23 protein-coding genes are annotated in these 23,634 nt (G+C 34.0%); 15 read left to right on the top strand and 8 right to left on the bottom strand.

Annotated features, from left to right (window positions below; genetic code table 11):
* Positions 1-2: 2 nt before the first annotated feature.
* Entirely contained in the window at positions 3-725 is a 723-nt protein-coding gene (locus tag NMAR_RS08930; RefSeq protein ID WP_012216052.1) for a DsbA family protein, read from the bottom strand.
* A gap of 710 nt (positions 726-1,435) precedes the next feature.
* Here NMAR_RS08930 and NMAR_RS08920 point away from each other — a divergent pair.
* The 9 genes from NMAR_RS08920 (at position 1,436) to NMAR_RS08880 (ending at position 10,287) form a co-directional block, all read left to right on the top strand.
* Entirely contained in the window at positions 1,436-2,350 is a 915-nt protein-coding gene (locus NMAR_RS08920; RefSeq protein WP_238523174.1) for a hypothetical protein, read from the top strand.
* A gap of 5 nt (positions 2,351-2,355) precedes the next feature.
* Positions 2,356-2,982: an integrase repeat-containing protein gene (locus tag NMAR_RS08915; RefSeq protein WP_012216050.1), complete on the top strand. Its 627-nt coding sequence runs from the start codon at positions 2,356-2,358 to the stop codon at positions 2,980-2,982.
* Positions 2,983-3,184: 202 nt separating this feature from the next.
* A complete protein-coding gene (locus NMAR_RS08910) occupies positions 3,185-4,597 on the top strand; it encodes a multicopper oxidase domain-containing protein (protein ID WP_012216049.1) in 1,413 nt (470 codons plus the stop codon).
* A gap of 341 nt (positions 4,598-4,938) precedes the next feature.
* Positions 4,939-5,973, top strand: a complete 1,035-nt coding sequence (locus NMAR_RS08905) for a Kelch repeat-containing protein (protein ID WP_012216048.1) — start codon at positions 4,939-4,941, stop codon at positions 5,971-5,973.
* 115 nt (positions 5,974-6,088) lie between these two features.
* Complete coding sequence (locus tag NMAR_RS08900; protein WP_012216047.1) at positions 6,089-6,592, top strand: cupredoxin domain-containing protein; 504 nt, start codon at positions 6,089-6,091, stop codon at positions 6,590-6,592.
* Positions 6,593-6,752: 160 nt separating this feature from the next.
* The gene (locus NMAR_RS08895) at positions 6,753-7,244 is read left to right on the top strand and encodes a metal-dependent transcriptional regulator (protein ID WP_012216046.1); all 492 of its coding nucleotides are present in this window, start codon (positions 6,753-6,755) and stop codon (positions 7,242-7,244) included.
* A gap of 109 nt (positions 7,245-7,353) precedes the next feature.
* The gene (locus NMAR_RS08890; RefSeq protein WP_012216045.1) at positions 7,354-8,415 is read left to right on the top strand and encodes a multicopper oxidase domain-containing protein; all 1,062 of its coding nucleotides are present in this window, start codon (positions 7,354-7,356) and stop codon (positions 8,413-8,415) included.
* Entirely contained in the window at positions 8,405-9,583 is a 1,179-nt protein-coding gene (locus NMAR_RS08885) for a ZIP family metal transporter (RefSeq protein WP_012216044.1), read from the top strand. Before NMAR_RS08890 ends, NMAR_RS08885 begins: the two co-directional genes overlap by 11 nt.
* Positions 9,584-9,894: 311 nt before the next feature.
* Positions 9,895-10,287, top strand: a complete 393-nt coding sequence (locus tag NMAR_RS08880) for a winged helix-turn-helix transcriptional regulator (RefSeq protein ID WP_012216043.1) — start codon at positions 9,895-9,897, stop codon at positions 10,285-10,287.
* 39 nt (positions 10,288-10,326) lie between these two features.
* Here NMAR_RS08880 and NMAR_RS08875 read toward each other — a convergent pair whose 3' ends face one another.
* Complete coding sequence (locus NMAR_RS08875) at positions 10,327-11,295, bottom strand: beta propeller repeat protein (RefSeq protein WP_012216042.1); 969 nt, start codon at positions 11,293-11,295, stop codon at positions 10,327-10,329.
* A gap of 309 nt (positions 11,296-11,604) precedes the next feature.
* On the opposite strand from NMAR_RS08875, the gene NMAR_RS08870 reads away from it, so the two are divergent.
* A complete protein-coding gene (locus tag NMAR_RS08870; RefSeq protein ID WP_012216041.1) occupies positions 11,605-12,027 on the top strand; it encodes a universal stress protein in 423 nt (140 codons plus the stop codon).
* A gap of 28 nt (positions 12,028-12,055) precedes the next feature.
* On the opposite strand, the gene NMAR_RS08865 is transcribed toward NMAR_RS08870, so the two are convergent.
* From NMAR_RS08865 to NMAR_RS08850, 3 genes are all read right to left on the bottom strand, one after another.
* The gene (locus NMAR_RS08865; RefSeq protein ID WP_012216040.1) at positions 12,056-12,847 is read right to left on the bottom strand and encodes a DsbA family protein; all 792 of its coding nucleotides are present in this window, start codon (positions 12,845-12,847) and stop codon (positions 12,056-12,058) included.
* A gap of 400 nt (positions 12,848-13,247) precedes the next feature.
* Complete coding sequence (locus NMAR_RS08855) at positions 13,248-13,457, bottom strand: hypothetical protein (protein WP_187146539.1); 210 nt, start codon at positions 13,455-13,457, stop codon at positions 13,248-13,250.
* A gap of 203 nt (positions 13,458-13,660) precedes the next feature.
* A complete protein-coding gene (locus tag NMAR_RS08850; RefSeq protein ID WP_012216038.1) occupies positions 13,661-14,044 on the bottom strand; it encodes a CopG family ribbon-helix-helix protein in 384 nt (127 codons plus the stop codon).
* Between the two features lie 91 nt (positions 14,045-14,135).
* Here NMAR_RS08850 and NMAR_RS08845 point away from each other — a divergent pair, with 91 nt between their 5' ends.
* The 3 genes from NMAR_RS08845 to NMAR_RS08835 are packed head-to-tail and all read left to right on the top strand — an operon-like array spanning position 14,136 to position 16,593.
* A complete protein-coding gene (locus NMAR_RS08845; RefSeq protein ID WP_012216037.1) occupies positions 14,136-15,056 on the top strand; it encodes a metal ABC transporter substrate-binding protein in 921 nt (306 codons plus the stop codon).
* Positions 15,050-15,772 (top strand): metal ABC transporter ATP-binding protein, encoded by a 723-nt coding sequence (locus tag NMAR_RS08840; protein WP_012216036.1) that lies wholly within the window; start codon positions 15,050-15,052, stop codon positions 15,770-15,772. Before NMAR_RS08845 ends, NMAR_RS08840 begins: the two co-directional genes overlap by 7 nt.
* A gap of 32 nt (positions 15,773-15,804) precedes the next feature.
* Entirely contained in the window at positions 15,805-16,593 is a 789-nt protein-coding gene (locus tag NMAR_RS08835; protein WP_148680352.1) for a metal ABC transporter permease, read from the top strand.
* On the opposite strand, the gene NMAR_RS08830 is transcribed toward NMAR_RS08835, so the two are convergent.
* Positions 16,583-19,366: a copper resistance CopC/CopD family protein gene (locus NMAR_RS08830; protein ID WP_012216034.1), complete on the bottom strand. Its 2,784-nt coding sequence runs from the start codon at positions 19,364-19,366 to the stop codon at positions 16,583-16,585. The genes NMAR_RS08835 and NMAR_RS08830 overlap by 11 nt on opposite strands.
* A 102-nt stretch (positions 19,367-19,468) precedes the next feature.
* On the opposite strand from NMAR_RS08830, the gene NMAR_RS08825 reads away from it, so the two are divergent.
* Positions 19,469-20,098, top strand: a complete 630-nt coding sequence (locus tag NMAR_RS08825) for a hypothetical protein (RefSeq protein WP_148680242.1) — start codon at positions 19,469-19,471, stop codon at positions 20,096-20,098.
* A 13-nt stretch (positions 20,099-20,111) separates the two neighbouring features.
* On the opposite strand, the gene NMAR_RS08820 is transcribed toward NMAR_RS08825, so the two are convergent.
* Positions 20,112-20,924 (bottom strand): PEFG-CTERM sorting domain-containing protein, encoded by an 813-nt coding sequence (locus tag NMAR_RS08820; RefSeq protein ID WP_012216032.1) that lies wholly within the window; start codon positions 20,922-20,924, stop codon positions 20,112-20,114.
* 59 nt (positions 20,925-20,983) lie between these two features.
* Positions 20,984-21,811, bottom strand: coding sequence for a CFI-box-CTERM domain-containing protein (locus tag NMAR_RS08815; protein ID WP_012216031.1), 828 nt, complete (start codon positions 21,809-21,811; stop codon positions 20,984-20,986).
* Between the two features lie 110 nt (positions 21,812-21,921).
* On the opposite strand from NMAR_RS08815, the gene NMAR_RS08810 reads away from it, so the two are divergent.
* On the top strand, positions 21,922-23,634 hold the full coding sequence (locus NMAR_RS08810; protein WP_148680241.1) for a peptidase: 1,713 nt from the start codon (positions 21,922-21,924) through the stop codon (positions 23,632-23,634).

Below are 23,634 nucleotides of genomic sequence, written 5' to 3'. Positions count from 1 at the left end.
TACTATTTTTCCAATTTATCTAATTTTTCTTCTATTATTTCTTGAAATTCATAAAATGATTTTGCACCAAAAACTGAAGAATACCCTGTCTCCTCATTTCCAATAAAAAATGTTGGTGTGCCTGAAATTTTATAACTACGTCCATCTGCAAAATCTGAATCCACTTCATCTGAATATTTTTCTGAATCAAGACAAGAATCAAACATTTCTTGATTCAAATTCAATTCCTCTGCATACTCTTTGAATGTAGAAGTTACTGTATCAAGATCTAATCTTTTCCACATATCTTGCTTCTTAAATAAAATATCATGATACTCCCAAAATTGTTCTTGCTCATCGGCACATTCTGATGCCAAGGCTGCAGGCCTTGCATTTGGATGATTTTGTATTGGAAAGTCACGGTAGATAAAATTGACTTTGCCTTTTTCAATATACTCTGATTCTAAGGTAGGTAACGTTTGAGTGTAAAATCTAGCACAAAAAGGACACTGATAGTCTGAAAATTCAATTATGGATATTGGAGCATCGGGATTTCCCAATAGTGGGTCATCATCTTTTGAAATTTCTGTTTCGGGCAATATTTTTGCATCTAAACTGTTAGTTTCTCCCAAATCTGAATTATTTTTTGCTTGAATTTCTGTAAAATACAGTGCAATAGCAATCACAAGAACAATACTAGCAATAAGAGTAGTTTTGTTATTTTTTACAATATCTATTATATCCATTCTAATTTTTCACTTTTTTAATAATCAATTTTGTTTGTATGATAATAAATTAAAAGAATTATAGTACAATCATAAAATTACATAAAAATCATTTTAGTGGAGTACTAGAAAAAACAAGATTGAATAAGTGAGTAATATTTTTTTGATTATGGTCTGTAAGAATATTTGTATAGATTACAAAGCAAAAAAACCAAAAAATTCCCGTAGGTATCTTTCAGGACAAAAGAGGTGTTTCATTTGTGATATATTTATGAAATGGGATGGAATTAGGTGTCCTTGCTGCGGTCATAGACTAAGAGTGAAGCCACGTACAACAAAGTACAGGGAACAATACAAGATCGCAAAAAATATTCGATATATCTAAAATATTGGTGACAGGATTTGTTGTACAAAATTTTATTTTAAACTAGTGCAACCGTAAAACATCAATTATATCTATTATTGCACATGTTTTTTTATTCTTAAATCATTTGAGATGAAGATTTTTTGGTTTGAATTAATGATGGTTATTTGAAAATGGTCAAGGATATTGTTTTGACTGTTATTGAAAAAGTATTTTTCTAAAACATATCTAAACTGTTGTAATGTACAAATTTTCTCTTAAAAAACAATCTTCAATAGTTGTTATTTTTTTTGTATTGACATTTCTGTATCTATTTTCTTCTTCAAATTCATATGCTCATTTGGAACAAAGCAGCTCAGGAGGCGTAATGGAGGGAAAATATTATTCCTATATTGGATTTGAACCTCGAAATCCAACTCCTGGAGAAAATTCTAAAATAATTTTTAGCATTCAAGATGAACATGGCAATGATTTGTATGAACTAGAAACCATGTTGGAAATCTACAGTACAAATATGGAAAAAAGGTTGTTTTATGAACCTTGGACTAAACGCGCTATTGGCGATTTTGAAATCCCTTATGTTTTTGAAGACAAAGGAACTTATCAAATTGTACTTAGCATTTCTGAAAAAAATAATACCAAAGAACATGTGATGCCTCCCAGACAAATACCTTCCAGTTCATTTAATTGCGATTGTACCAGAGTTTTATTCAATGTCTCAGTTTCAGAGAATTGGAATACCATTTGGAATTCGTTGATGGTTATTGTCGTGATATTGCCTTTTGGTGTTTTTGGATATGCATTGCTAAATAATTACAAAAATAAAACTTCAAAACGAAAGCTAGGAAGATATGAAACACTTCGATACATTATGATGTTTTTAGCTCTTTCTGGAGGAGTAATCCATTTGTCAGTTTACGTTGATCATGTCCCACTCCGTATCGAATATGGAATGTTCTTGCTGTTAGCTGCAATATCTCAAATTGGTTTTGGGGTATTGTTATTATCTGTACTGCTAACTGACTCCACAGGTATGCAAAAAAATACGTGTATTTTACGTAGAAGAAATACGACTGTCTATCTTTTTGGATTATTAGGGTCTCTTGTTTTGTTAGGGTTGTACATTTATGCTGTAAATTTTACTCCTCCACTATCTCCTGAGAATCACCCTGAACATATAGAAATATCTGGAATTGTTGCAAAGTCTTTAGAAATATCTCTAATAGGCGTAATACTCTATGTATTGTACTTGGAAAATAAGATAAAGCAAATTATGTTGTGATAAATGTGACAATTAGAAAAAATATGAAATTCAAATCTTTTAAGAATGCACGAGATTATGTACACAGTTTAAAATTAAAAAATGAACGTGAATGGATTTTGTTTTGTAAATCAAACAAAAAACCTCAGGACATCCCATCTGTTCCACGAAAACATTATGCAAAAAAGTGGAAGGGGTTAGGGGATTGGCTTGGGACTTATACCGTAGCTCCACAAAACAAAAAATTTAGATCATTTAAGGATGCGAGAAAATTTGCACATTCACTTAATTTAAGAACTTATTATGACTGGTTAGAATTTTGTAAATCAAACAAAAAACCTCAGGACATCCCATCTGTTCCACGACAGTATTATACAAAAGAGTGGAAAGGGTTTGGGGATTGGCTTGGGACTTATACCGTAGCTCCACAAAACAAAAAATTCAGACCATTTAATCAAGCTAGAATGTTTGCAAGAAAATTAAAACTTTGTAATTATCTTCAATGGGTGCAATATTACAAAACATTTCAGCTACCTGCAGATATACCTACAACTCCCAATAGAACATACAAAAACAAAGGATGGGCCGGATGGCCTGATTGGCTTGGGACTAGAAACAACATCTTAGAAAAAGATGAAAAGCCTATTTCATAGTCTAAACATCTTCTTAGAAATTTATGTAAATTCTACACTCAGATCATAAATCAAGTTTTTTTAATATCTGCAAAAAACTTCTATTTTATACAAGTCCTATAAACGATCAATGAAAAAAATCTGGTTTTATTTTTAAAAATGTGGTGAAAATGCACTCTAGGCAAGGGGAATTATTATATAGGATTCGCAGTCACGGTGCTTAATGAATAGAAGAATAAATGCACTATTTACAATTGCAGCAGTAGCTGTTATTGGTGCAACTCTATTCGGAAGTACATACACACAAACCCAGATTGCTGGACAATCACTTGACATGCAAAGTATGGATGTCGATGTGCTTGAACAAATCCATCAAATGGGAGGTTTACAGCTTGTAATGCCTCAAGCATTTGCAGAAACTGACTGTGGTGTTCTAGAAAACTCTGGACGTAATGTCGTTGAGTTTAACTTGACTGGTGAAAGTGTTGAGCTACCAATTATGGGTGGTAAGACTTACAACGCCATGACTTTTAATCAACAAGTCCCAGGACCAACATTAAGAGTCACACAAGGTGATGTAGTCAAAATGACACTAACAATTCCAGATGATGAAGTTACTGGACACGGTAACGACATGCACGCATCACAAATTTCTGCAGCAGCATTTGAGTCTGTCAATCCTGGCGAAACAGCACAGTATTGTTACATCGCAGAAGTAGCTGGTACTTTCAAATACCATTGTTCTGGTGTTAAACTAATTGGTATGGACCAACACGTCCTTTCCGGCATGTACGGAATTGCAATCGTTGATCCTGCAAATGGTTACAAGAAATTAATGGTTGAGAAGACTAGCGGTAGTGGTGAACTTGACAGAAAATTCTATGATGCAGATGCATTAGAGTTCCAACTCCAATACAATCAATTGTACCTTACACCTGAAGGCAACTATGATGCAGGAGCAATGTTCCAACATCATAACACTGCAACAGTTGTTAACGGAATGCAATTTGGTTATGTACCAAACATGGCTCATAACTTACTCGTCAAAGGCGATGTAAACAAGAACATCTTTGTTGCACAACCATGGAATGGACTTGAAAACAAGCAATACCAATCACAACTCTTATTTGTTGAAAATGATCAACACGTAAGACTCTTTGTACAAAACAATGGTAACGAACCAGTCTTCTTCCACATTGTAGGAGAAATATTGGATAGAGTTGTCCAAGGTAACAGAGTACAATCCGCAGGAACCGAAACATGGAATATTGGAGGTTCTCAAGGAGCAATCATTGATTTGGTATTTGATGAACCAGGTGTATATGCAGCAGTAAATCATGACTATGCAGCAATTTACACTGGCGCAGCTTCAGTCTTTGTAGCAGGTGACCCATTCGGCTTGAACCCAGTTCTAGTTGAGAAAGGAGTTATCCCAGCACCAGTAGCATCTTATGCATATGCTTTGGGTAATCCAAGTGATGCTGTCCCACCAATGGGAGAACAAAGCATTGCTCACCCAGCAATCAACATTCATGGTTTATACACTGATGAAGTAGCTTCTGAAATGCAAGAAAGTGGCGATTATGTCGCATTATGGGAAGTAATTCCTGTAGTAGCAGAGATCCTGACTTCTTGATCATTTAACATCTCTTTTCTTTTTATTATTTCCAAAAACAGTTTGTGTGATCAATGCCATTTGATTTTACAATTGAAAAGTTTCTCTTTTTATGATTCATATGATACTTGAAAAATACCCACAGATATTTCCCAAATTTTAATCTGATTTGTACATTATAGTAAATTAAGGTCTATTGACTAGAATAAAATACAAAATAATTCCAGCAATAATTCCAATTATTGAAATTTTTGAATTGTTTTGCAATTTCAATTTATTAAAAACTGGGTTTTGTAATATATAACGTTAAATTTTTTATTAAAAAGAAATTCTTTAATTAAATCAAATCTAAAAAATCTTAGATGAAAATAGCAATATTTTTTTTAATTCTTTTGTCTTTTACAACTCCAAATATTTTTGCTGAAGAACCTTTAGAAGGTTGGGAACGACTATCTAATCTACCTGAACCAAGATCAGAATCAAAAGCAATTGCATATGAGGATAAAATCTATGTGATTGGGGGCCTGAACAACAAAGAACTTGCTGAAAATTCTGTGTTTGTTTATGACACTAACGAAGATGTTTGGAGCATTAGTACTTCTATGCCAAGTATGTTACATCATTCTGGTGCGTCAATTTATGAAGGAAAATTGTATGTAGTTGGAGGATATTATGATAAATGGATTCCATCTGATGAATTATTAATTTACGATATAGATGCTGATGTGTGGTCAAAGGGCACAAACATGCCTACAGCTAGAGGGGCATTAACTGCAGAATTTCTTGACGGAAAATTATATGCGGTTGGAGGATTTAATACAGAAACTCGTTTTGAAAACGAAGTTTATGATCCAGTAACTGACTCTTGGGAGAAAAAATCTGACTTACCAACTCCTAGAGAACATCTTGCATCTGCAGTTTTAGATAGTCAAATGTATGTGATTGGAGGAAGATCTGGACAACTCAATGTTGATGCAACAGAAGTGTATGATTTTACAGCTGACTCTTGGGAATCTCTTGAACCTATTCCTACTGCAAGAAGTGGGTTAGCAGCATCTGCCATGAACGAAGCAATATTTGTTTTTGGTGGTGAGGGATATACTAACACCTTTGGCGAAAATGAGGCATATATACCAGAGAAAGGATGGTTTGAACAACAACCAATGCCAATTCCAAGACATGGATTAGATGCAGTTACTGTTGACGGAAATATCTATTTGATTGGAGGTGGAATTGCACCAGGTGCTAGTTATAGTCCAATAGTTGAAAAATATCATAACACAGTAATTCCAGAATTTGGATTCTTTGTTGTATTGGTTTTTACACTTTCCATTGGTTTGACAATATTGTTTACAAAGTCTAAATTCTCGTTATTTACAAATGTCTCTAAAAACTAGTACAACAATAAAACAAATTAGCATTAAAGACTGATTTTACATCTAGAATTTTTTGAAAAAGAATTAATTTGTAAAAAAATTGAAAGTTAAATATCTCTAATGTAAATTGTATGTGATGAATTATCTGATTCTTGCACTAATCCCTATTGTTCTTTCTATTGGCGGTGTGTCTGCATTTGCTGAATCAGTTCCAGAGTGGGTAAAAAATACAGCATTATGGTACGGTGAAGGAATTGTCTCAGAAAGTGAATTTCTCAACATGATAAAATTCTTGATTGAAAATGAAGTAATTGTAATAGATACGGTGATGGAGCCAGTTCCACAAGTAGTTAATGCGCAAGTTGTTATTCCAAATGGAAACTTTGATGTAACTGGCGCCGGATTTTACTCTCCATTGAATCTGGAAATTTCAGTAGGAACTACAGTCACATGGGTAAATGATGATTCAGTACCACACAACATACAAAGTATCGATGAGGGAGGAAAAGTCATTCAATTGTTTAACAGTCCACCACTAAATACAGGAGATAGATTCGAATTTACGTTCGAGGAGAAAGGAGTTTTCAACTACTATTGCTCATTTCATCCATGGAGAGTAGGATTAGTTACCATAAGTTAGACAGTAGAAACTTTACTGTGTTTATAGGATACTTTTTAAATCTCAAAAAAGATATTTCGAATCCATATGAAATACAGAGGATATTTTTAGAAACTTGCAAATCATTAAAAACATTAAAACTTGATATACAAAAAATCCATAACTGACACGGGAGTCAATAATGGTAAGCAAATCAAATATCAAGATATCTGATAAAAAAGAAAAAAGATTAGAATCCATAAAAAAGGCTCATGGTAAAAAAAATACATTTACAACTACCATGGAGGATTATCTTGAGGTAATTTCTGAACTAGTAGAACTAAAAGGATATGCTTCACCCACAGATATCTCAAATTACATGAATGTCCGACCTCCAAGTGTAACTAAAATGCTACGTCGCCTAGATGCTGATGGTTATTTAGAATATACAAAATATCAGGGACTGAAACTAACTTCTAAAGGAATGAATATTGCAAACGATATTAGGCAAAAACATAGTGATCTACTAGATTTTTTTGAAATTATTGGCGTTGACAGTTCCATAGCAAACAAAGATGTGGAAGGAATTGAGCATCACATGAACCCAAAAACTATGAAACAGCTAAGAAAATTTACCACTTTTCTAAAATCAAATCCAAATTTACTGCTTTCATTTAACAAAGCAAATTTTTAGTCACAATACTTGCCTTGATTTTGAATTTGCACCGTACTAACAAAGTTGCACTAGACTAACAAATTTAGCCTAGGCTAACTTTATATTATTCATTTGAGTCAAATAATTAATGGTAATGAGATCCCGTTCAGGACTAATGTTGGTCTTTATTGTTGCAGTAGTTGCCATATCATCAGTTTTTCTTGTATTTCCTGAAGGAATTGATGCCCAGAAAGAGGAGAAAGCATTTGTTACCCATACAGGAAGTGTTGTAAAAACAAGTGGTGAGGTTCTGGATCCTGTTTATCAGGTATCAGAAGTGGAGTTTGATCCTGAAAAATATCTCAGAGAATTCAACTATGGTCGTGTTTCACAATTAGAAAATGGTCAGACAGTAAGAGAGTTTACAATAATTGCCGATGATGACAGAGTTCAAGAAATTTCTCCAGGTGTATTTTACAATGTTTGGACTTTTAATGGAACAGTTCCCGGTCCAACAATAAGAGCAACAGAAGGGGATCTATTAAGAATTAATTTCATCAACAATGGTGACAAACCACATACCATGCATTTTCATGGAGAGCATCCAGCAGAAATGGATGGAGTCTTTGAAATTGTAGGTGCAAACGGCGGCCAATTCACTTATGAATTTGAGGCAGGCCCTGTTGGCGTTCATCCATATCACTGCCATGTCATGCCTTTAGAGGAACACATTGCGCATGGATTGTACGGTGTCTTTATCGTAGATCCCAAAGAAGGACGTCCACCAGCTGATGAAATGGTAATGGTTCTAAATGGATTTGATACTGACTTTGATACTGAAAATAATTTCTATGCTGCAAATTCTATTCCGTTTTACTACCAACATCATCCAATTCAAATTAAAAAAGATGAACTGATTCGAGTTTATGTTGTCAATATGGTAGAGTTTGATCCAATTAACAATTTACATTTGCATGGAAATCTATACCAATACTATCCAACAGGAACAGATATTGTCCCATCTGAATTTACAGACATGATTACATTGTCTCAAACAGAAAGAGGTATAATGGAATTCAAGTACCAGTATCCAGGAAAATATCTATTTCATGCTCATAAAGTAGAGTTTTCAGAGAAAGGCTGGGTTGGAGTTTTCCTTGTAAAAGATGATGAACAAAAAAATACAGAGGAAGTAGACTATGGAACTTGATGAGAAAAGATCCCAGGCCAAAGTTATTGCTAGTGGAATAATCCCATTTGCATTTATTGTTTTGATGGTGGCATACATCTTTGGACCAGGCTCGGATTTACTTGATTTGGGTATCCCGTTACCTGAAGTAACTATTGAAAAAGTTGATTTCCTAGAATCAGAAATACATGCAACCGTAAGGAATACTGGCCCTATTCCAGTTGAAGTAGTTATGGCGGATGTTAACGACAGAATTCATCCTGCTGCAGTAGAGCCTGATAGATTTCTAGAGAGATATGAAACGGCACTTGTAAGAATTCCATTTGAATGGAATGATGCAGAACCATACATTATCGGAATCACAGTAGACGATGGAACTAGGTTTGAAAAAGAGATTGCTGCTGCTGCTCCTGCATTGCAACCAACTTTAGATCTTGCAGTATTTTTTGCAATAATTGGAACTTATGTTGGAATAATTCCCGTAATGATTGGACTTTTGTGGTTGCCTTTTATTAAAAAAATTAAAAAGTCAAAATACCATTTCTTTTTGGCATTAACTGCAGGACTGTTGTTATTTTTAGGGATTGATTCTATTGAAGAAGCAATAGAAGTCTCTGATGAAAATCTTGCATCTAGTTTCAATGGAGTATTACTTGTTGCCACAACTTCAGTACTCTCATTTCTTGGTTTGTACTATGCTGGTGAAAAATTAATAAAAATATCAGATTCCTCTAGAATTACAAAACCGGTAGCTATTGCATTAATGATTGCAATAGGAATTGGATTGCACAACTTTGGCGAAGGGTTGGCAATAGGTGCCGCAGTAGGCTTGGGCTCTATTGCCTTTAGTACATTTTTGATAGTGGGATTTGCACTTCATAACACCACTGAAGGAATTGCAATTGCATCTCCAATGTCCAGAGAAAAAACAGTAATTTGGAAACTTACAGCTATGGGAATGATTGCAGGAGCACCTGCAATCTTTGGAGCATGGGTAGGAGGCTTTGTTTACTCTCCATTCTCATCAGTAATATTTCTCTCAATAGGGGCTGGCGCCATATTTCAAGTAATTATTACCATTTTGAAATGGATTAGAACTGAAGGTGATCGTAATTTATCTAGTGCTGCAGTTGCCTCAGGATTTGCTTTAGGTATGTTGATAATGTATATGACTAGTATCTTGGTTTGATATAATGATTTGATAGAATATCATTAAATTGATTTTATTTTTGTAATCTTATCTGTATGTTTTATCATGTTTCATATGTATTATAAAAAATAATTAAAAAATTGTGGCTAGTTGCAACCACAGTTACAACTACACTCCTTATCGCATACACCGTTATTGTGATCAACACAATCACAATTACAGTCACATACACATTTGTCAGTCATATAATCACCTCCACTCATTTTCTAATAGTTAGTATAGAAAGTTAAGTTAATAAATTAGAACGTGAAGTGATCAGTAGTAGGTGAAGTTTTGTTAAGTTGCCACAAATGATTGATTTTCTCGTAGACGGATGCAAATGCTGTCCTATCGACAACACTTTTCAGATTATTGGTAAGAAATTTACTCTTCACATATTACGCAATATGATAATCTTGAACCAACATCATTTCAATGAATTTTTAGATTCTATTGAAGGAATTAACCCAAATACTTTATCCACAAGACTCAAGGAGATGGAAAAAACTGGTCTGATTGAAAAAAATATCTACAACGAAACTCCTGTTAGAATAGAATATACTCTTACCAAGAAAGGAAAAGCATTACAGCCAATTTTAGAAGAAATGGCAAAATTTTCAACAAAGTTTTGTTGTGATGATGTGTTTTGTGATGCAAAACCCCGTACATTTAGACAGGTATACGGAAGCACCTTCCAATTATAGATTAAATCATACTTGCAAGTCTGCACACATGTATATTTTTTAAGATTCGTCAGTCAGTGCTAGTTCTGAATTATTTGTGCCCTCTAAAACCCACGTAGCCCCGCCATCATCTGTTTTGTAAACACTCATTGCCAATCCGCTTGCTACTTGTTGTGCTGCTATTGCATAAATTTCCCCATCACGACCCGGGGCAAAATTCCAAACACCCTTGGCATCAGCAATTTGGCTTTGTGTCTTAACCATTGTTTTCCCCCCGTCAATTGATTTTACAATCATTCCATTTCCATCTAATGTGGAAAATACATACATGGTTTTGCCATCCGATGAAAATCCTATTCCTGTAATCACTCCTTTCTCAATGTCTGAATCAACTGCAGTCCATTGTTTTCCCTGATTGTTACTGACATACAGTCCGGACATTGTTCCTGCATATACGCGATTAGGATCTAATGGGTCTGCTGCAAGTGAGATTATTTTATTTGGAATATCAAGGGAATTCCAAGATGTTCCGTCATCTGATGTTACAAAGAGTTCACTTCCCCCTCCCGGAGAGCCATAAATCAAACCATTTTGTGCTTGGCTTGCAGTCATTGCATGAAAATCAACTGGGGTATTTTTTACTTTGGAAATAGTTGTCCATGAATTTCCTTTATCGTCACTCATTCTAAATCCTAAATTCCCTCCTGTTTTTGGATGTCCACTAGAATACATTTTCTCCGTGTCGTGATTCATAGAAAATCCCATCAAATCTGCATTGTCATTACCAACATGCTGCCACCCTGAATCCTTTTTCTCAAACAATCCCTGATGAGTAGCAAGGTAAAGGGTATCATCATTGCCAGAAAGAAACATTCCAACACCATGAATGTCATTCCATGGACCCTGAAGTTTTGAGGTTGGGGAATTCTGGTTATTTTGTATAGGCAGAGCTAGAAGAATTCCAACTATGATTATGGGAATTACAATTAATACAAATTTTTTATTTTTTGATGAGCGTTTTTTCCTCATTATGCTTCCTCCACATATTGCATATTAAAGAATGGTGTCTTACATTTGAAATACAGGTATTTGTTGTTAGCCAAAAATTTTTTTCAAAATATCTTATCTAAATCACGTTACAGGGATTTTGATTTTTTTAGATCATGTTGAGCATCCTTGATGATTGACCATGAATAATCAACAATTCATGCAGACTTTGAACAATCCATGAAGAGTCTATGTTATAACTATAGAAAAATAGACTTGTTCAAAGAAAAAACAGTTTTGCAGATCTTGTCTAAACAAAAATTCTTTATACAAGTAAAATCTGATTCTTACATGGGCAAATTTCAAAAAATTCTAGTCCCTCTAGATGGTTCTGCAAACTCTATGAGAGGATTAGATAAAGCAATAACAATTGCAAACGAAAGTGGTGCTGAAATAACTGGGTATTATGTATTCCACTTGCCTGTTACTGCTGGAATAAAATACACCAAAGCAATGAGAGATAAAGCACAAGACAAAGCTGTAAAAGCAATTGGTCCTGCAATGCAAAAGTGTGAGCGTGCTGGTGCAAAATTCAAGTATGCCACTGGTGGTGGCAACACTGCTACACAAATTGTAAATGCTGCAAAGAAAGGCAACTTTGACATGGTAGTAATTGGTGCAAGAGGCATAGGTAATGCCAAAGAGGCATTTCTTGGAAGTGTTTCAAATTCTGTTATGCACAAATGCAAAGTTCCAGTACTGGTCGTCAAATAACACCTGTATGTGACATTTAATTACACAATCATCGTCTTAGCATCCCTTCTAGAATTTCTGCAAAAGTTTGATATGGTTTTGCTCCTGAAACTTTGATGTATCCTGAATTATCATTTCCAATAAAAAATCCAGGGGTGCCACTAATTCCATAACTTTGTCCATCTTGTAGATCATTTCTTACTTCATCAAGATGTTTGTTTGATTCTAGACATGTGGTAAATTCTTCAGTATCTAATCCAAGAACATCTGCATATTGTACCAACTCACTTACTAGACTTTGACCTCTTTGTTTTTCCCACGTACTTTTATTCTCAAAAATCATATCATGATATGGCCAAAACATTTCTTGGTCATCTGCACATTCTGCAGCCATTGCTGTATGGACAGCATTAGGATGTATACTTTGAATTGGAAAATCTCTGTAAACAAAATTTACTTTTCCTGTGTTGATGTAATTTTCTTCAATTAAAGGAAGTGTATCTGTGTAAAATTTTCCACAAAATGGACATTCATAATCCGAAAATTCTATGATGGTAATTGGAGCATTTGGGTCTCCTTTCATAGGATCATCATCTATTGAGACTTTGATCGGTTGTGTATTTGGTTGAATAGATGGTTGAGTACTGGTTCCAATTTTTTCTTCTAGTTTTGCAAATGCATTATTAAGATCTGATTGTGTAACTTTATCAGAATTCATGTTTGAAACATAATTGCCTGCAAAGAAAGCAGAAATTGCAATTGTTATTACTAGTACAACCACCAAACTCGTAAAAGTTGATTTTTTTACAATTATCTTATTTACATTCTCTTTACTTTCCAAAAGTTTTCACTAACAAATTTATTTTAATTTGTATATTTATTTGGTATACTTTGCAAATCAAAGTTTGATTGATATTAAAAATAATGGATGTTTACAATGAATTTGTGTAAAGGTAAGTGTGAAAGACTCAAAATAAAAATCAAGGGCCAAACCATCAAATATGAAAACAATCAAAAACGATGTCCAGTATGTGATGTTTTTATGATTTGCCTTGATGTGAGATGTCCTTGCTGTAGTTGTGTCTTACGTGTGACTCCTAGAACAAGCAAATATCGAAAATCATTTCACACACGAAAAAATGTATCTAGACATTAACTCCATTTTATACAATGCCAAATATTTGGTAAAACTGTGTATGACCCAACCTAATATCTTCAAAAATTACTCTAGTCTATAGAAATTATACACAATTTTCAACATACCATTTTTTTCTCTCTAATGCTTGATCAGTAAATTTTTGAAATTCTTGTTCTAACCTATCATATTCATCGCTTCCTAGATTTGGTTCTTTTTGTAATAATCTAACATCTCTCATTTTTTCTGCTAATTCATACATTTGATCATCATGTTTCTCACAAAACATTTTCATCATATCAAAATCTGAATCCATAATATACTGAATACTAAAAAATCCAATAACTATTGATACGGCTAGAATTCCTAGCAATATGATATGTTTCAATCTACTATGGCCTGAAAGTATTTTTGGTATTGTTCACTTAAAACTCTACTATTGTGAAAATTTACAAGCAATTGTTAGTACAATAATAAAACATAATTCTTCTTGAAAATTTTCAGCATTTGGATTATTTTTCAAAGAGCTACTAACTTCACTGTATCCATATTCTTGTTTATTTGAAAATCTTTTGTCATGGTCGAAACTTTCTCTGCATCTCCATCAATTACAAAAAGCTCCATGCATTTTTCCTTGTCAATTTTGCTGTGAAGATGTGTCGTGATCAAATCTTCAAAGTTGTGAGTTATTCCAGAAACAACATGATCAAACTCATCATTGTGTACTACCAAAAGAATTGCATGAATGTTGCCCGACAAATCTGCCTTTTGTTTTTCTTCTGAAACAAATGCTCTAATTCCTGCTCTGATCGCCTCTGATCTACCTGTAAATCCCATACTTGATTGGAGTTTGTCTAATTCAGATAGGATCTCATCATTTAGTGAGATTGAGACTATTGGCATATGTTTAATATTATTAATTATCTTATAAGTTTAGTAATTAATATTATTAAGATTTTATAGATTTATTAATAAAATTTCGATTAATTGCTTCATGAATACACAAACCAAACTTGCGATAATTGCAATTGCAGTAGTAATTCCATTAAGTTCCTTTGCAGTTTATGGAATAAGTCCAAATACAGATTCAATATATTCTGAAAAGTCAAAATTACAAGTAATTTCATCATTTGATCCGTTACATGAATTTGTACAAAATATAGGACAAGACAAAGTTGATGCAATATTGCTTGTTCCAGTTGGAGTTGAACCTCATGATTGGGAACCAACAATCAAAGATGTTCAAAAAATGCAAATATCTGATATGATAATTATTAATGGAATTGGTTTTGAAGACTGGGTAGATAAACTTGATGAGAATAACTATCAAGGAAATATTGTTGACACAAGTAATGGAATTTTAGTAAAAGAATATGAAGAAGATGAACATATGGATGAACCTAATCGTGAAACAGGAGATCCTCATATTTGGTTAAATCCAGTTTTTGCAAAAATCCAAGTTCAAAATATTGCTGATGAATTTTCAAAACATGATCCAGAAAATCAACAATATTATCAATCTAATGCAGAATCTTACATTCAAGAACTAACTTTATTGGATTTACAAATTAGAAATGATTTGTCTAATTGTAATTCCGATTTTATTGCATTTCATGATGCTTTTTCATATTTTGCAGATGAATATGATTTACATCAACATACAATTCTATCTTCAACTGATCCACACGGAGAAGCAACTGCAAAAACATTAGAAAATGTAATTTCAACAGCTAAAGAACATAATATTAAAATAATTTTTAGTGAAGAAACAGTTGACACTAGAACTTCTGAAACCATTGCACATGAAATTGGTGGACAAGTTTTGGTCCTCTCTCCATTAGAAATTGCATCTGAAGGGACATACATTTCTAAAATGAAACAAAATCTTGAGAATCTACAGGAGGCCTTGTGTTGAAAGCAGTTGAAATAAGTAACCTTTCAGTTCAATATCCTGACGTAAAAGCTCTTGATGATGTCAGTTTTGTGGTTAATCAAGGTAATTTTCTAGGCATAATTGGCCCAAATGGCGCTGGAAAATCCACTCTTTTTGATTGCATGCTTGGTCTCAATACAAAGTACAAAGGTGAAATCAAATTTTTTGATAAGGATATCAGAATTTCAAAAAATTATCTTAAAGAAATTGGATATGTTCCCCAAAAACCAATTTTTGAAAAAAATTTTCCGGCAACTGTTACTGATGTTGTTAGGATGGGACTGAGAAATGAATCTGATGAAAATAAAATTAATGAAATTTTGCAACAATTGTGGATACATGAACTCCGAAATAGAAGAATAGGAGAATTATCAGGAGGACAACTACAACGAGTCTTTATTGCAAAAGCTTTGGTAAATAATCCAAAACTTTTGATTTTAGATGAACCGATTACAGGAATTGATCAGCAAAGTATAGAATTATTCTACAGTATCTTACGTGAACTAAACTCTAAACAAAAAATTACAATCATTTGGTCTTCTCATGATTTGGATGCAGTAAACCAACTAGCTAATCATGTTGCTTGTCTTAACAGAACGTTATTCTTCCATGGAGAATCTGAAAAATTCTTCTCTGATGATGAGCTTGTCAAACAGTATTCTGAAGCATCTATGCAGGAGCATATGCATCATCATTAATCATGTCTTTTGAAATTCTAACCTATAGTTTTATGCATAGAGCATTAATTTCTGGAATTGCTATTGCAATTCTTTGTTCGGTTGTAGGATTGTTCTTAGTTCTTAGACGTTATTCTCTATTTGGTGATGCAATAGCACATTCATCTTTTGGTGGAATTGCATTAGGTCTTTTGGCAGGAGTCTATCCATTATGGACAGCATATGGCGTATCAATTGTCAGTGCATTAATCATTACAAGAATCAAAGACCGATTCAACATATCAGGTGATGCATCAATAGCAGTACTTTTGTCCTCAGGTATAGCAGTTGGGCTCGTAGTTATTGGATTATCCGGGGGATTTACAATTGATATCTTTAGTTTTCTCTTTGGTAGTATTCTACTTGTCAGTGTTGATGACACAGTTTTGATACTTGCTCTTACTGGTGCAATTCTAATTGTGCTATTGGTGTTGTATCGTCAGATTCTTTATTCTACATTTAATGAAGAACAAGCTAAAGTTAGCGGAATTCCTGTAGAAAAAATAAATTACCTTATAGTGTTTATGGCAGGAATTACTGTTGTTACTTCAATTCAACTTGTTGGTGTTTTATTAATTTCTGCCCTATTTGTAATTCCTAATGTATCCGCAATAATGTATGGTAAGGGTTTCAAACAAACTGCAATTATTTCTATGAGTTTTTCAATTTTCTCAGTTGTTACAGGAATTTTAGTTTCTTACATCTTTGATATTACTCCTGCAGGAACGATTGTTTTGATCTCAATTGGATTACTAGCTAGTACCATGGGAATAAAATCTGTTGGACTACTTTCTAAGAATTAATTAATTCATTTAGTCTTCTTTTATCTTGAATACTCTTCACATAAAACAAAGATGTTGCAATAATTCCTAATGCAATTAGTGGCGATGCAAGTTCTGTGTATTTTAATTCAAATTCTCCTGATGATTGAATTTGTGATGCAGTAACTGGAATTTCTGTCATCTTTATTGTACCAATCTTACTTGTTTGTTGTTCAACAAACCAAACATTACTGTCTCCATCTGATGTCATGAATTGTACAAAGGATGTTTCTGAAGGAACTGGTACTTCAATCAAATTATTGTTATCCGGATCATATGCTCCAATACTATCTATTGTATGTTGAGCAAACCAAACATTTCCATATCTATCAAATGTCATACCAAACGGTAATGCTTCATCATTAGGCACGGTAATTCTCTCAAATGTCTCTAAAACTGGGTTAAACTTGGTAATTGCCAAGCCTGTATGCTCTGCAATCCAGATGTTTCCATCTTCATCAAAGAGCAAAGCCTCAGGTCCTTGTAATGGTGGATCATTTGAAAATTGAGTAATTTGATTGTCTTTAGGATCAATATATCCAATATTTCCTGCACCAGTTGTTGTATACCACATCTTTCCATCTACATCAATATCTAATGCAAATGGCAAGTTCTCTTTTCCTGGAAGAACAATCTCTTCAAACTCATCATTTTCTGGTATATATTTTACAATTCTGTCTTTGTTAACAATTGTAATCCAAATATTTCCATCAAAGTCTGCTTTTATGAAAAGTGGAGTATTGTCTGAAATAACAGGATCAAGTTTTGGAATTGTTTTTGTTATAATCTCTTTTGTTTGAGGGTCTATGAATCCAATTTGATTTCTGGGAGTATCTGTAAACCAAATTTTACCGTCTTTGTCTTGTGTTAGAAATGTTGTAGTCAATCCATCAAATGAATATGATGTAAACTCTTGAGTTTCAAGTGAAAATTCCCACAAACGTGGAGCTGATGCATCACTTACCCAAAGTGTATCTCGTCCATCATACAATGGGAAAAGTGGTTTTGAATCTTTTGGGAGTTCGTATTCGATAACTTGTGTCTGAATGTCAGTCAGTCTTGGTTTTACTAGTAAATTCAAAAGCTTTGATTCATTTGCATTTTCAGTTCTTTGTGCCTCAACTTCCATTAACCATTCTCCTGAAAACCCAAATGTCATTTCACCTTTGAATTCTATTGGTCTATTTTTATCCTGTTTGATTATCTCCATTGGTACTTCTATTGGTGAGATATTCTTTGATGGGTTTGATACCTTGACTTTAAGCTGATTTGAATCGTAGAGTGGATTTCCCTCAAAGTCACTAACTTTAACTAGAATTGTGTTTGAGCCACTTGAAAATGGCGAAATGTCAATGTCAAATTTTGCATTTTCAGTAAATTCCAGAGTTTCAAATCCGTAAATTATCTCTTGTGCATCAATTTTTTGGATTTCTCCTGCTGGTAGTGTTGCATTTGTAATTAATGCAACAACTCCTAGAAGTACTATTCCTAGTACTACGTCAACTTTGAGCGATTTTTTTAATTTTTTATGAACAGAAATTTTTCCTGATTCCAGATTCTTTTCTGCCTTCTTTTGTAATTTGAATTGAAAAAATCCCCCAAATGCAATTATTACTGCTGCAATTGAAATCTTTAGAATAATTAATTGACCATAAATCGATTCTGTAATTAATCTAATATCACTTTCTAGAAACCACATCAATGTTGGACCTGTGATTATGATCACTCCTACAGCAATGATAAATGTAATTGAGAATCGAGGAATCATTAACAGACTCATCTTTTCTCGTTGTGTCTCTTTTAGTTGAGAGAATGTTGGAAGTAAAATAAATACGAAGTAAATAATTCCGCCTATCCAAACTCCTGAAACTAAATTGTGAATGTAATCAAGTATTAATGCTGGTATGTTTTCACTAGCTGCACCGTGACCAATCAAACTTGAAGTTGAAATTAATGCAAGCATTGCTCCCAACAATAGAATTTGATTCTTTTTTGATAGTGACTTGCTTCTATCAAGTCTAAACCAAATACCTAGTATAATTATTGTAATGCTCATTCTCAATATCCATGTTATTCCAAAATCCGTTTGAATTGCATCAAGCGGAGAAACCCCAAGTCTTATACTCTGAACTGCAATCATCAAAATATTAGAAATGAAAATTAAAACAAGCCCAATTCCTGTAATTGACATAAACTTTCCCTGATGGAAGTTTCCAATCTTATCTAATTCTTCTCTGATTAGTTGTTTATTCTGTGTTCCCCAAATTATGAGTGATGCAATTACTGCACCTAAGACAATTGTTTGACCAATCAGTCCTGGGAATCTAGCACCAGCTTCGGGTAAAAATATGATTTCAGATGGTCGTTCTACATCAAGTAATGAGGGATCAATTACAACATCACCAACTGCAAACAAGAATGCATCTGGAACAAGATGTCCATCTACTTTGGAGAGAACTTTGGTTGATACAGTATAAACTCCATCTTCCAATGGTGATGTTGTAATGATCAGAGATAATTCTCCTTCATAGTAAGCCGTATCTTTGTTGTCTATTTGATTTCCATTTGTATCAAATACTCTGAGTTCACTAAAGTTAATATCAATTGGTTCTGAAAAATATACGATAACTTCTGTTGTTCCAGCTGGAGCACTAGATGTTAAACTTGGAATAGTTTCCTCAGTAAAAGGATGAGCTGATGCTAATGGAATTGAAATAAACGACATCATCAATAAAACAATCAGAAACTTTTGCATTCATTCTTCAATTAATCATTCATAATTTAAACAGTTTTCATGAATTCGATCTTTGTACCAATTCACGTAAAGATAATAACCTGTAATTATAAAATGATAGCAATGAAAATCATAATTTTTGGTATTATTGGTTTGTTGTTCTCTATTGGGATGATAGCTCCTTCATTTGCTCATACTACTGTTAATGTCGAACAATACGAAATTGAAGCAGGTTGGGGAGTTGAACCTCCAGTTGTAGGAATTAGAAATGAATTCATGCTAAAAATTATTGAGCGTGGAGAAAAAGAAGGTACCTTTACAGGAGTTACAAGCGCTTTCAAAGATGTTGATGTAACTACTATGTTTGGTGGTGCAGCAAAGAAAATTGAAGTAAATTCTGATCCTAGACCTGGTTATTATTTCTCGCCAGTCATCCCTACTAAAACTGGAACATACATGATAGAACTGAAAGGAGAAATACGTGGTGTTCCAGTTGATATTAAAATCCCAATTGAAGATGTAGAATCAACTGCAGTCTTAGATTTTCCACCAACAAGTAGTGAAGGTACTGCTGATGTTGCTGCTCTAAAGAATGCAATCTCATCATTACAACAAGATGTTTCTAAACTAAAGTCTGGAGAAACCGAAGTAACATCCGATGGCGGTGCAGCATATGACTTTGCAATATTTGGATTATCGATTGCTGGAGCAGCTATAATCTTAGCGATAATTGCTTTAGTAAAAAGAAAATAGAAAAAGAGTATTCCTAAAATCTTGGAATAACTCTAGATTTTGCAGTTACTGCTACAATGCTTATGATTGCAACAGTTAGTACCATCATTACGATTGTACCAAATTCTGGAACAACTTTAGCAGTTGCAACTACACCTGTTGGTCCAGTCCAATCTGCTTCAGCACCTGGTGCTCCAATTCCTAGAGAAACAATTTCTACATCAATTGGATTGTCATCAGCACCTAGTGCATCAATTTGATGCGTTGCTGTAGACTCCATTGCGTGTTGATTAGTTTCTTGTAGGACTACTTCGCCACCTTGTGTTGCAGTAATGTCATAGTTGACGTGTAATTCGCTGAATGTAAGTTCAATTTGTGTTCCACCCAATACTTGTGAATCTGCAATTGAAACCATTAATTCACCGCCATCGTCACCATGATCGTCAGCTCCTGCTGCTGCAGCTATAATCGTACCTTGCATCCAAGGATGTACCATACAGAAGTAAGGATATTCACCTTCTTCAGTTGGACTCCATTCAAATGAACTTCCGGCCATTAACAAACTAGTATCAAAGATACCGTCTGGTCCATCATCTGGAGTTCCTGAAGTGTATGTGTGTGCTGCAGTGTCAGTATTTGACATGATTACAACACCTCCAACATCAACTGTTGCAGTACTTGGAATGTAACATCCATCTGCTGTTTCTTCACAACCTGGTGCACCAGAACCTGATGCTGGTACGATTGTGACTTCTGGATGGTTTGCAAATGCTGCTGGCGTTGTTGCAACTAATCCAGCTACCATTGCAAATAGTACGAAGAGAGAGCAAATTGCTATAGTCTTCATTAAACAGTTTACTTTGTTGGATACATAAAAACCTCACTAGAATTTCCAATAAGTGAATCCTAGTTTTTTCTAAATTGGTACAACTTTAGAATTCCAAATATAGGAATTCCAACATACATTCCAAGATTTAGCAGTACTATGGATATGCCATAACCTAACATCTCTTGTTCTGAATCAATATCTGCATGATTAAGCAATGATAATGATGATAACATTGGAGTGAGTGTTACTTTCATAACTTCTTTGAATAATGGTTGCTCTCTTTCAAAGTCTGCAATAACTGGTGAGAACGAATAATAGAATTGATTAAAAGTTGTCATAAATGTAATTCCTGAATTTGTTTTGAGAACTGTGTTGTCTCTAAGTTCCCTAAGTTGTTGTACTTGTGGTGCAAGTTCTGAACCAAATGTTGCTGTTGCAATAAGACAACCCCCATTTTCTCCATTATTCTCATCATTGTTGTCTTCAGGTGGTGTAATTGGTTGTGCATTGGCTTCACCTACTTGAATATCAAAAGATACAGTCTCTCTTGGAATTGGTTGGAATAAAATTCCTTCAACTTCAAAGTCCATTGAATACACTCCTTCACCACGATTAAATTCTATTGGGATTTTGACAGAACCCAGAGAAGTATGTGTAAGTGGAATTGGACCAAATACAGTCTCACCATCTTTTGAAACAACTACTGTATAGTCAATGTGTTCTTGAACTTTTTGAGTTTGTGGATTAATAAAATCTATGTTGATCTTAGTTTGAATACCTGGCTCAATGGTATCGTATGTTAATTTAACATCAAGAGTATTCTTTTCTGTGGGTAATGTTTGAGTTTCAGCAAATGCTGGAACCATTAAAAATGGAATAAGTAATAATACAAACAGAATCTTCATACCGTACTTCAAAAATTGATAAATAAAAATCGTACCATCATTCTTAAAAAAAATCTCACGTATAGGAATACTATGCCATCTTTAAATATGGAATTAACATTGTTTTGGTATTGCATAACAAATTTGCGTTATTCATTACGATAATTGGAATTTTCACAATACCTGCATTAGTACCTGATGTCTTTGGACATGGTCTAGGTGGAGATCAAGCTCCTGCTATCTCTTTTGGTGATATGGCAGTGACTGTTAGCACACAACTAACTCCATCTGATATTACAGTAGGTGAAGTTGATACCGCAAACATGCAAGTTCGTTTCTTTGATACTGTGACTGATACCAATCTTGACAAAGTAACCTACAGAATAGAAGTTTGGCAAAGTGGAGAACTTTTAGCTAGAAACTTGTTTTATGATTTGGATGGACGACTAGATGTAAAAATAACACCAAAAACTGATTGTAATGAGGAAAATCTACATCAATGTTCTGTTTATTATGGTTCAGAACATGTCAGTGCACCTGGTGCTCTATTTGTTTATGGTACGGATTGTAATGATGAGAATTTAGATGTGTGTGCAAGACCTGAAATTACGGGTCCAATATTCATAGAAGGTGGATTGTATCAAATCCGTGTTGATATTGAAGCTGCAACCAGTCCAAAATCTATCTTGGCAAATTTGTTAAGCTATGATACTTTTGTTAGTATTGCACAAGATCAAAACTTTATGATACAAACTGCAAATGCAGACATTCCAGTTGTTGTCAAAACATACTATGATCAAGTTGATAATTTCAACTTTGATCAATCAGATAATTCAATTTCATTTGATATGCCATTTGACTGGACTCCAGAATATGTTGATTTGGTCCAAGTAGTTCATGAAGAAGTTAGAGTCCCAAAAACATTTGCACCATATGCAGAAGGTAAACAATTCAAAGGATATGTTAATGGTATCGAGGTTGATCAAAGAGCATTACTAAATGATCCATACTCATATGATGATACTAACGTTGTTCACTTTCTAATTACTAATCAAGAATTACAAAGAATTAACGAGACATTAGGTGAAGCAAACTATGAAAATCCAAAAATGGATTTGAAACTCGTTCCACTTGATGAAATAGAAAAACAATCAACTGAATTTTATCTAGTAGACACTACAAACTATGAACCTGTTCCAACAACTGTTAACATTTCATGGGATGGAAGTTATGGCGCAGGAGATGAAATTCCATTTGAGATTACATTCTTTGATGAAAATAGAGAACTTATTCGAGATATGAGATATGTTGTATCATTTATTGACGAAAACGATGAAGTCCTAGAGACCTTTTTGGGAGATGATCCACAAATGCCAGGAATAGTGGCCACTGAAGGAATTGACATAAAGAAAATCTATGTCCCATCACAAGGAGTCTATAGGATTGACATTAGAGCCTTAGGTACTGGATTAGCATATGATGAGACTTATGCAGGAATTGGTTCAGGAATAATTGAGTTAGGTCCTAGTACTGGTAAAACTGTGCCTACACCTGAAGAACAAACACCGGCCGCAATTCCTGCATGGATTAAGAACAATGCAGAATGGTGGGCTGCTGGACAAATAGATGATGGTTCTTTTGTTCAGGGAATTCAATATTTAGTTAAAGAAAATATTTTGCAAATCCCCCCAACCTCTGCAGGTGAAGGTACAGGTTCTAATGAAATTCCAGCATGGATTAAAAACAATGCAGGTTGGTGGGCAGAAGGCGCAATTGATGATGATGCCTTTATCCAAGGAATTCAATTCTTGATTAAAGAAGGAATCATGAAAGTTCAATCATAA

The sequence above is a fragment of the Nitrosopumilus maritimus SCM1 genome, from assembly GCF_000018465.1.
Taxonomy (GTDB): domain Archaea; phylum Thermoproteota; class Nitrososphaeria; order Nitrososphaerales; family Nitrosopumilaceae; genus Nitrosopumilus; species Nitrosopumilus maritimus.
This window is presented reverse-complemented; position numbering and strand designations above follow the sequence as displayed.

Bases quoted from the DNA above. Each gene is read 5' to 3' on its own strand.
- NMAR_RS08930 (WP_012216052.1), bottom strand. From the start codon at position 725: ATGGATATAATAGATATTGTAAAAAATAACAAAACTACTCTTATTGCT.
- NMAR_RS08920 (WP_238523174.1), top strand. From the start codon at position 1,436: ATGGAGGGAAAATATTATTCCTATATTGGATTTGAACCTCGAAATCCA.
- NMAR_RS08910 (WP_012216049.1), top strand. From the start codon at position 3,185: ATGAATAGAAGAATAAATGCACTATTTACAATTGCAGCAGTAGCTGTT.
- NMAR_RS08905 (WP_012216048.1), top strand. From the start codon at position 4,939: ATGAAAATAGCAATATTTTTTTTAATTCTTTTGTCTTTTACAACTCCA.
- NMAR_RS08900 (WP_012216047.1), top strand. From the start codon at position 6,089: ATGAATTATCTGATTCTTGCACTAATCCCTATTGTTCTTTCTATTGGC.
- NMAR_RS08895 (WP_012216046.1), top strand. From the start codon at position 6,753: ATGGTAAGCAAATCAAATATCAAGATATCTGATAAAAAAGAAAAAAGA.
- NMAR_RS08890 (WP_012216045.1), top strand. From the start codon at position 7,354: ATGGTAATGAGATCCCGTTCAGGACTAATGTTGGTCTTTATTGTTGCA.
- NMAR_RS08885 (WP_012216044.1), top strand. From the start codon at position 8,405: ATGGAACTTGATGAGAAAAGATCCCAGGCCAAAGTTATTGCTAGTGGA.
- NMAR_RS08880 (WP_012216043.1), top strand. From the start codon at position 9,895: ATGATTGATTTTCTCGTAGACGGATGCAAATGCTGTCCTATCGACAAC.
- NMAR_RS08875 (WP_012216042.1), bottom strand. From the start codon at position 11,295: ATGAGGAAAAAACGCTCATCAAAAAATAAAAAATTTGTATTAATTGTA.
- NMAR_RS08870 (WP_012216041.1), top strand. From the start codon at position 11,605: ATGGGCAAATTTCAAAAAATTCTAGTCCCTCTAGATGGTTCTGCAAAC.
- NMAR_RS08855 (WP_187146539.1), bottom strand. From the start codon at position 13,457: ATGGATTCAGATTTTGATATGATGAAAATGTTTTGTGAGAAACATGAT.
- NMAR_RS08850 (WP_012216038.1), bottom strand. From the start codon at position 14,044: ATGCCAATAGTCTCAATCTCACTAAATGATGAGATCCTATCTGAATTA.
- NMAR_RS08845 (WP_012216037.1), top strand. From the start codon at position 14,136: ATGAATACACAAACCAAACTTGCGATAATTGCAATTGCAGTAGTAATT.
- NMAR_RS08835 (WP_148680352.1), top strand. From the start codon at position 15,805: ATGCATAGAGCATTAATTTCTGGAATTGCTATTGCAATTCTTTGTTCG.
- NMAR_RS08830 (WP_012216034.1), bottom strand. From the start codon at position 19,366: ATGCAAAAGTTTCTGATTGTTTTATTGATGATGTCGTTTATTTCAATT.
- NMAR_RS08825 (WP_148680242.1), top strand. From the start codon at position 19,469: ATGAAAATCATAATTTTTGGTATTATTGGTTTGTTGTTCTCTATTGGG.
- NMAR_RS08820 (WP_012216032.1), bottom strand. From the start codon at position 20,924: ATGAAGACTATAGCAATTTGCTCTCTCTTCGTACTATTTGCAATGGTA.
- NMAR_RS08815 (WP_012216031.1), bottom strand. From the start codon at position 21,811: ATGAAGATTCTGTTTGTATTATTACTTATTCCATTTTTAATGGTTCCA.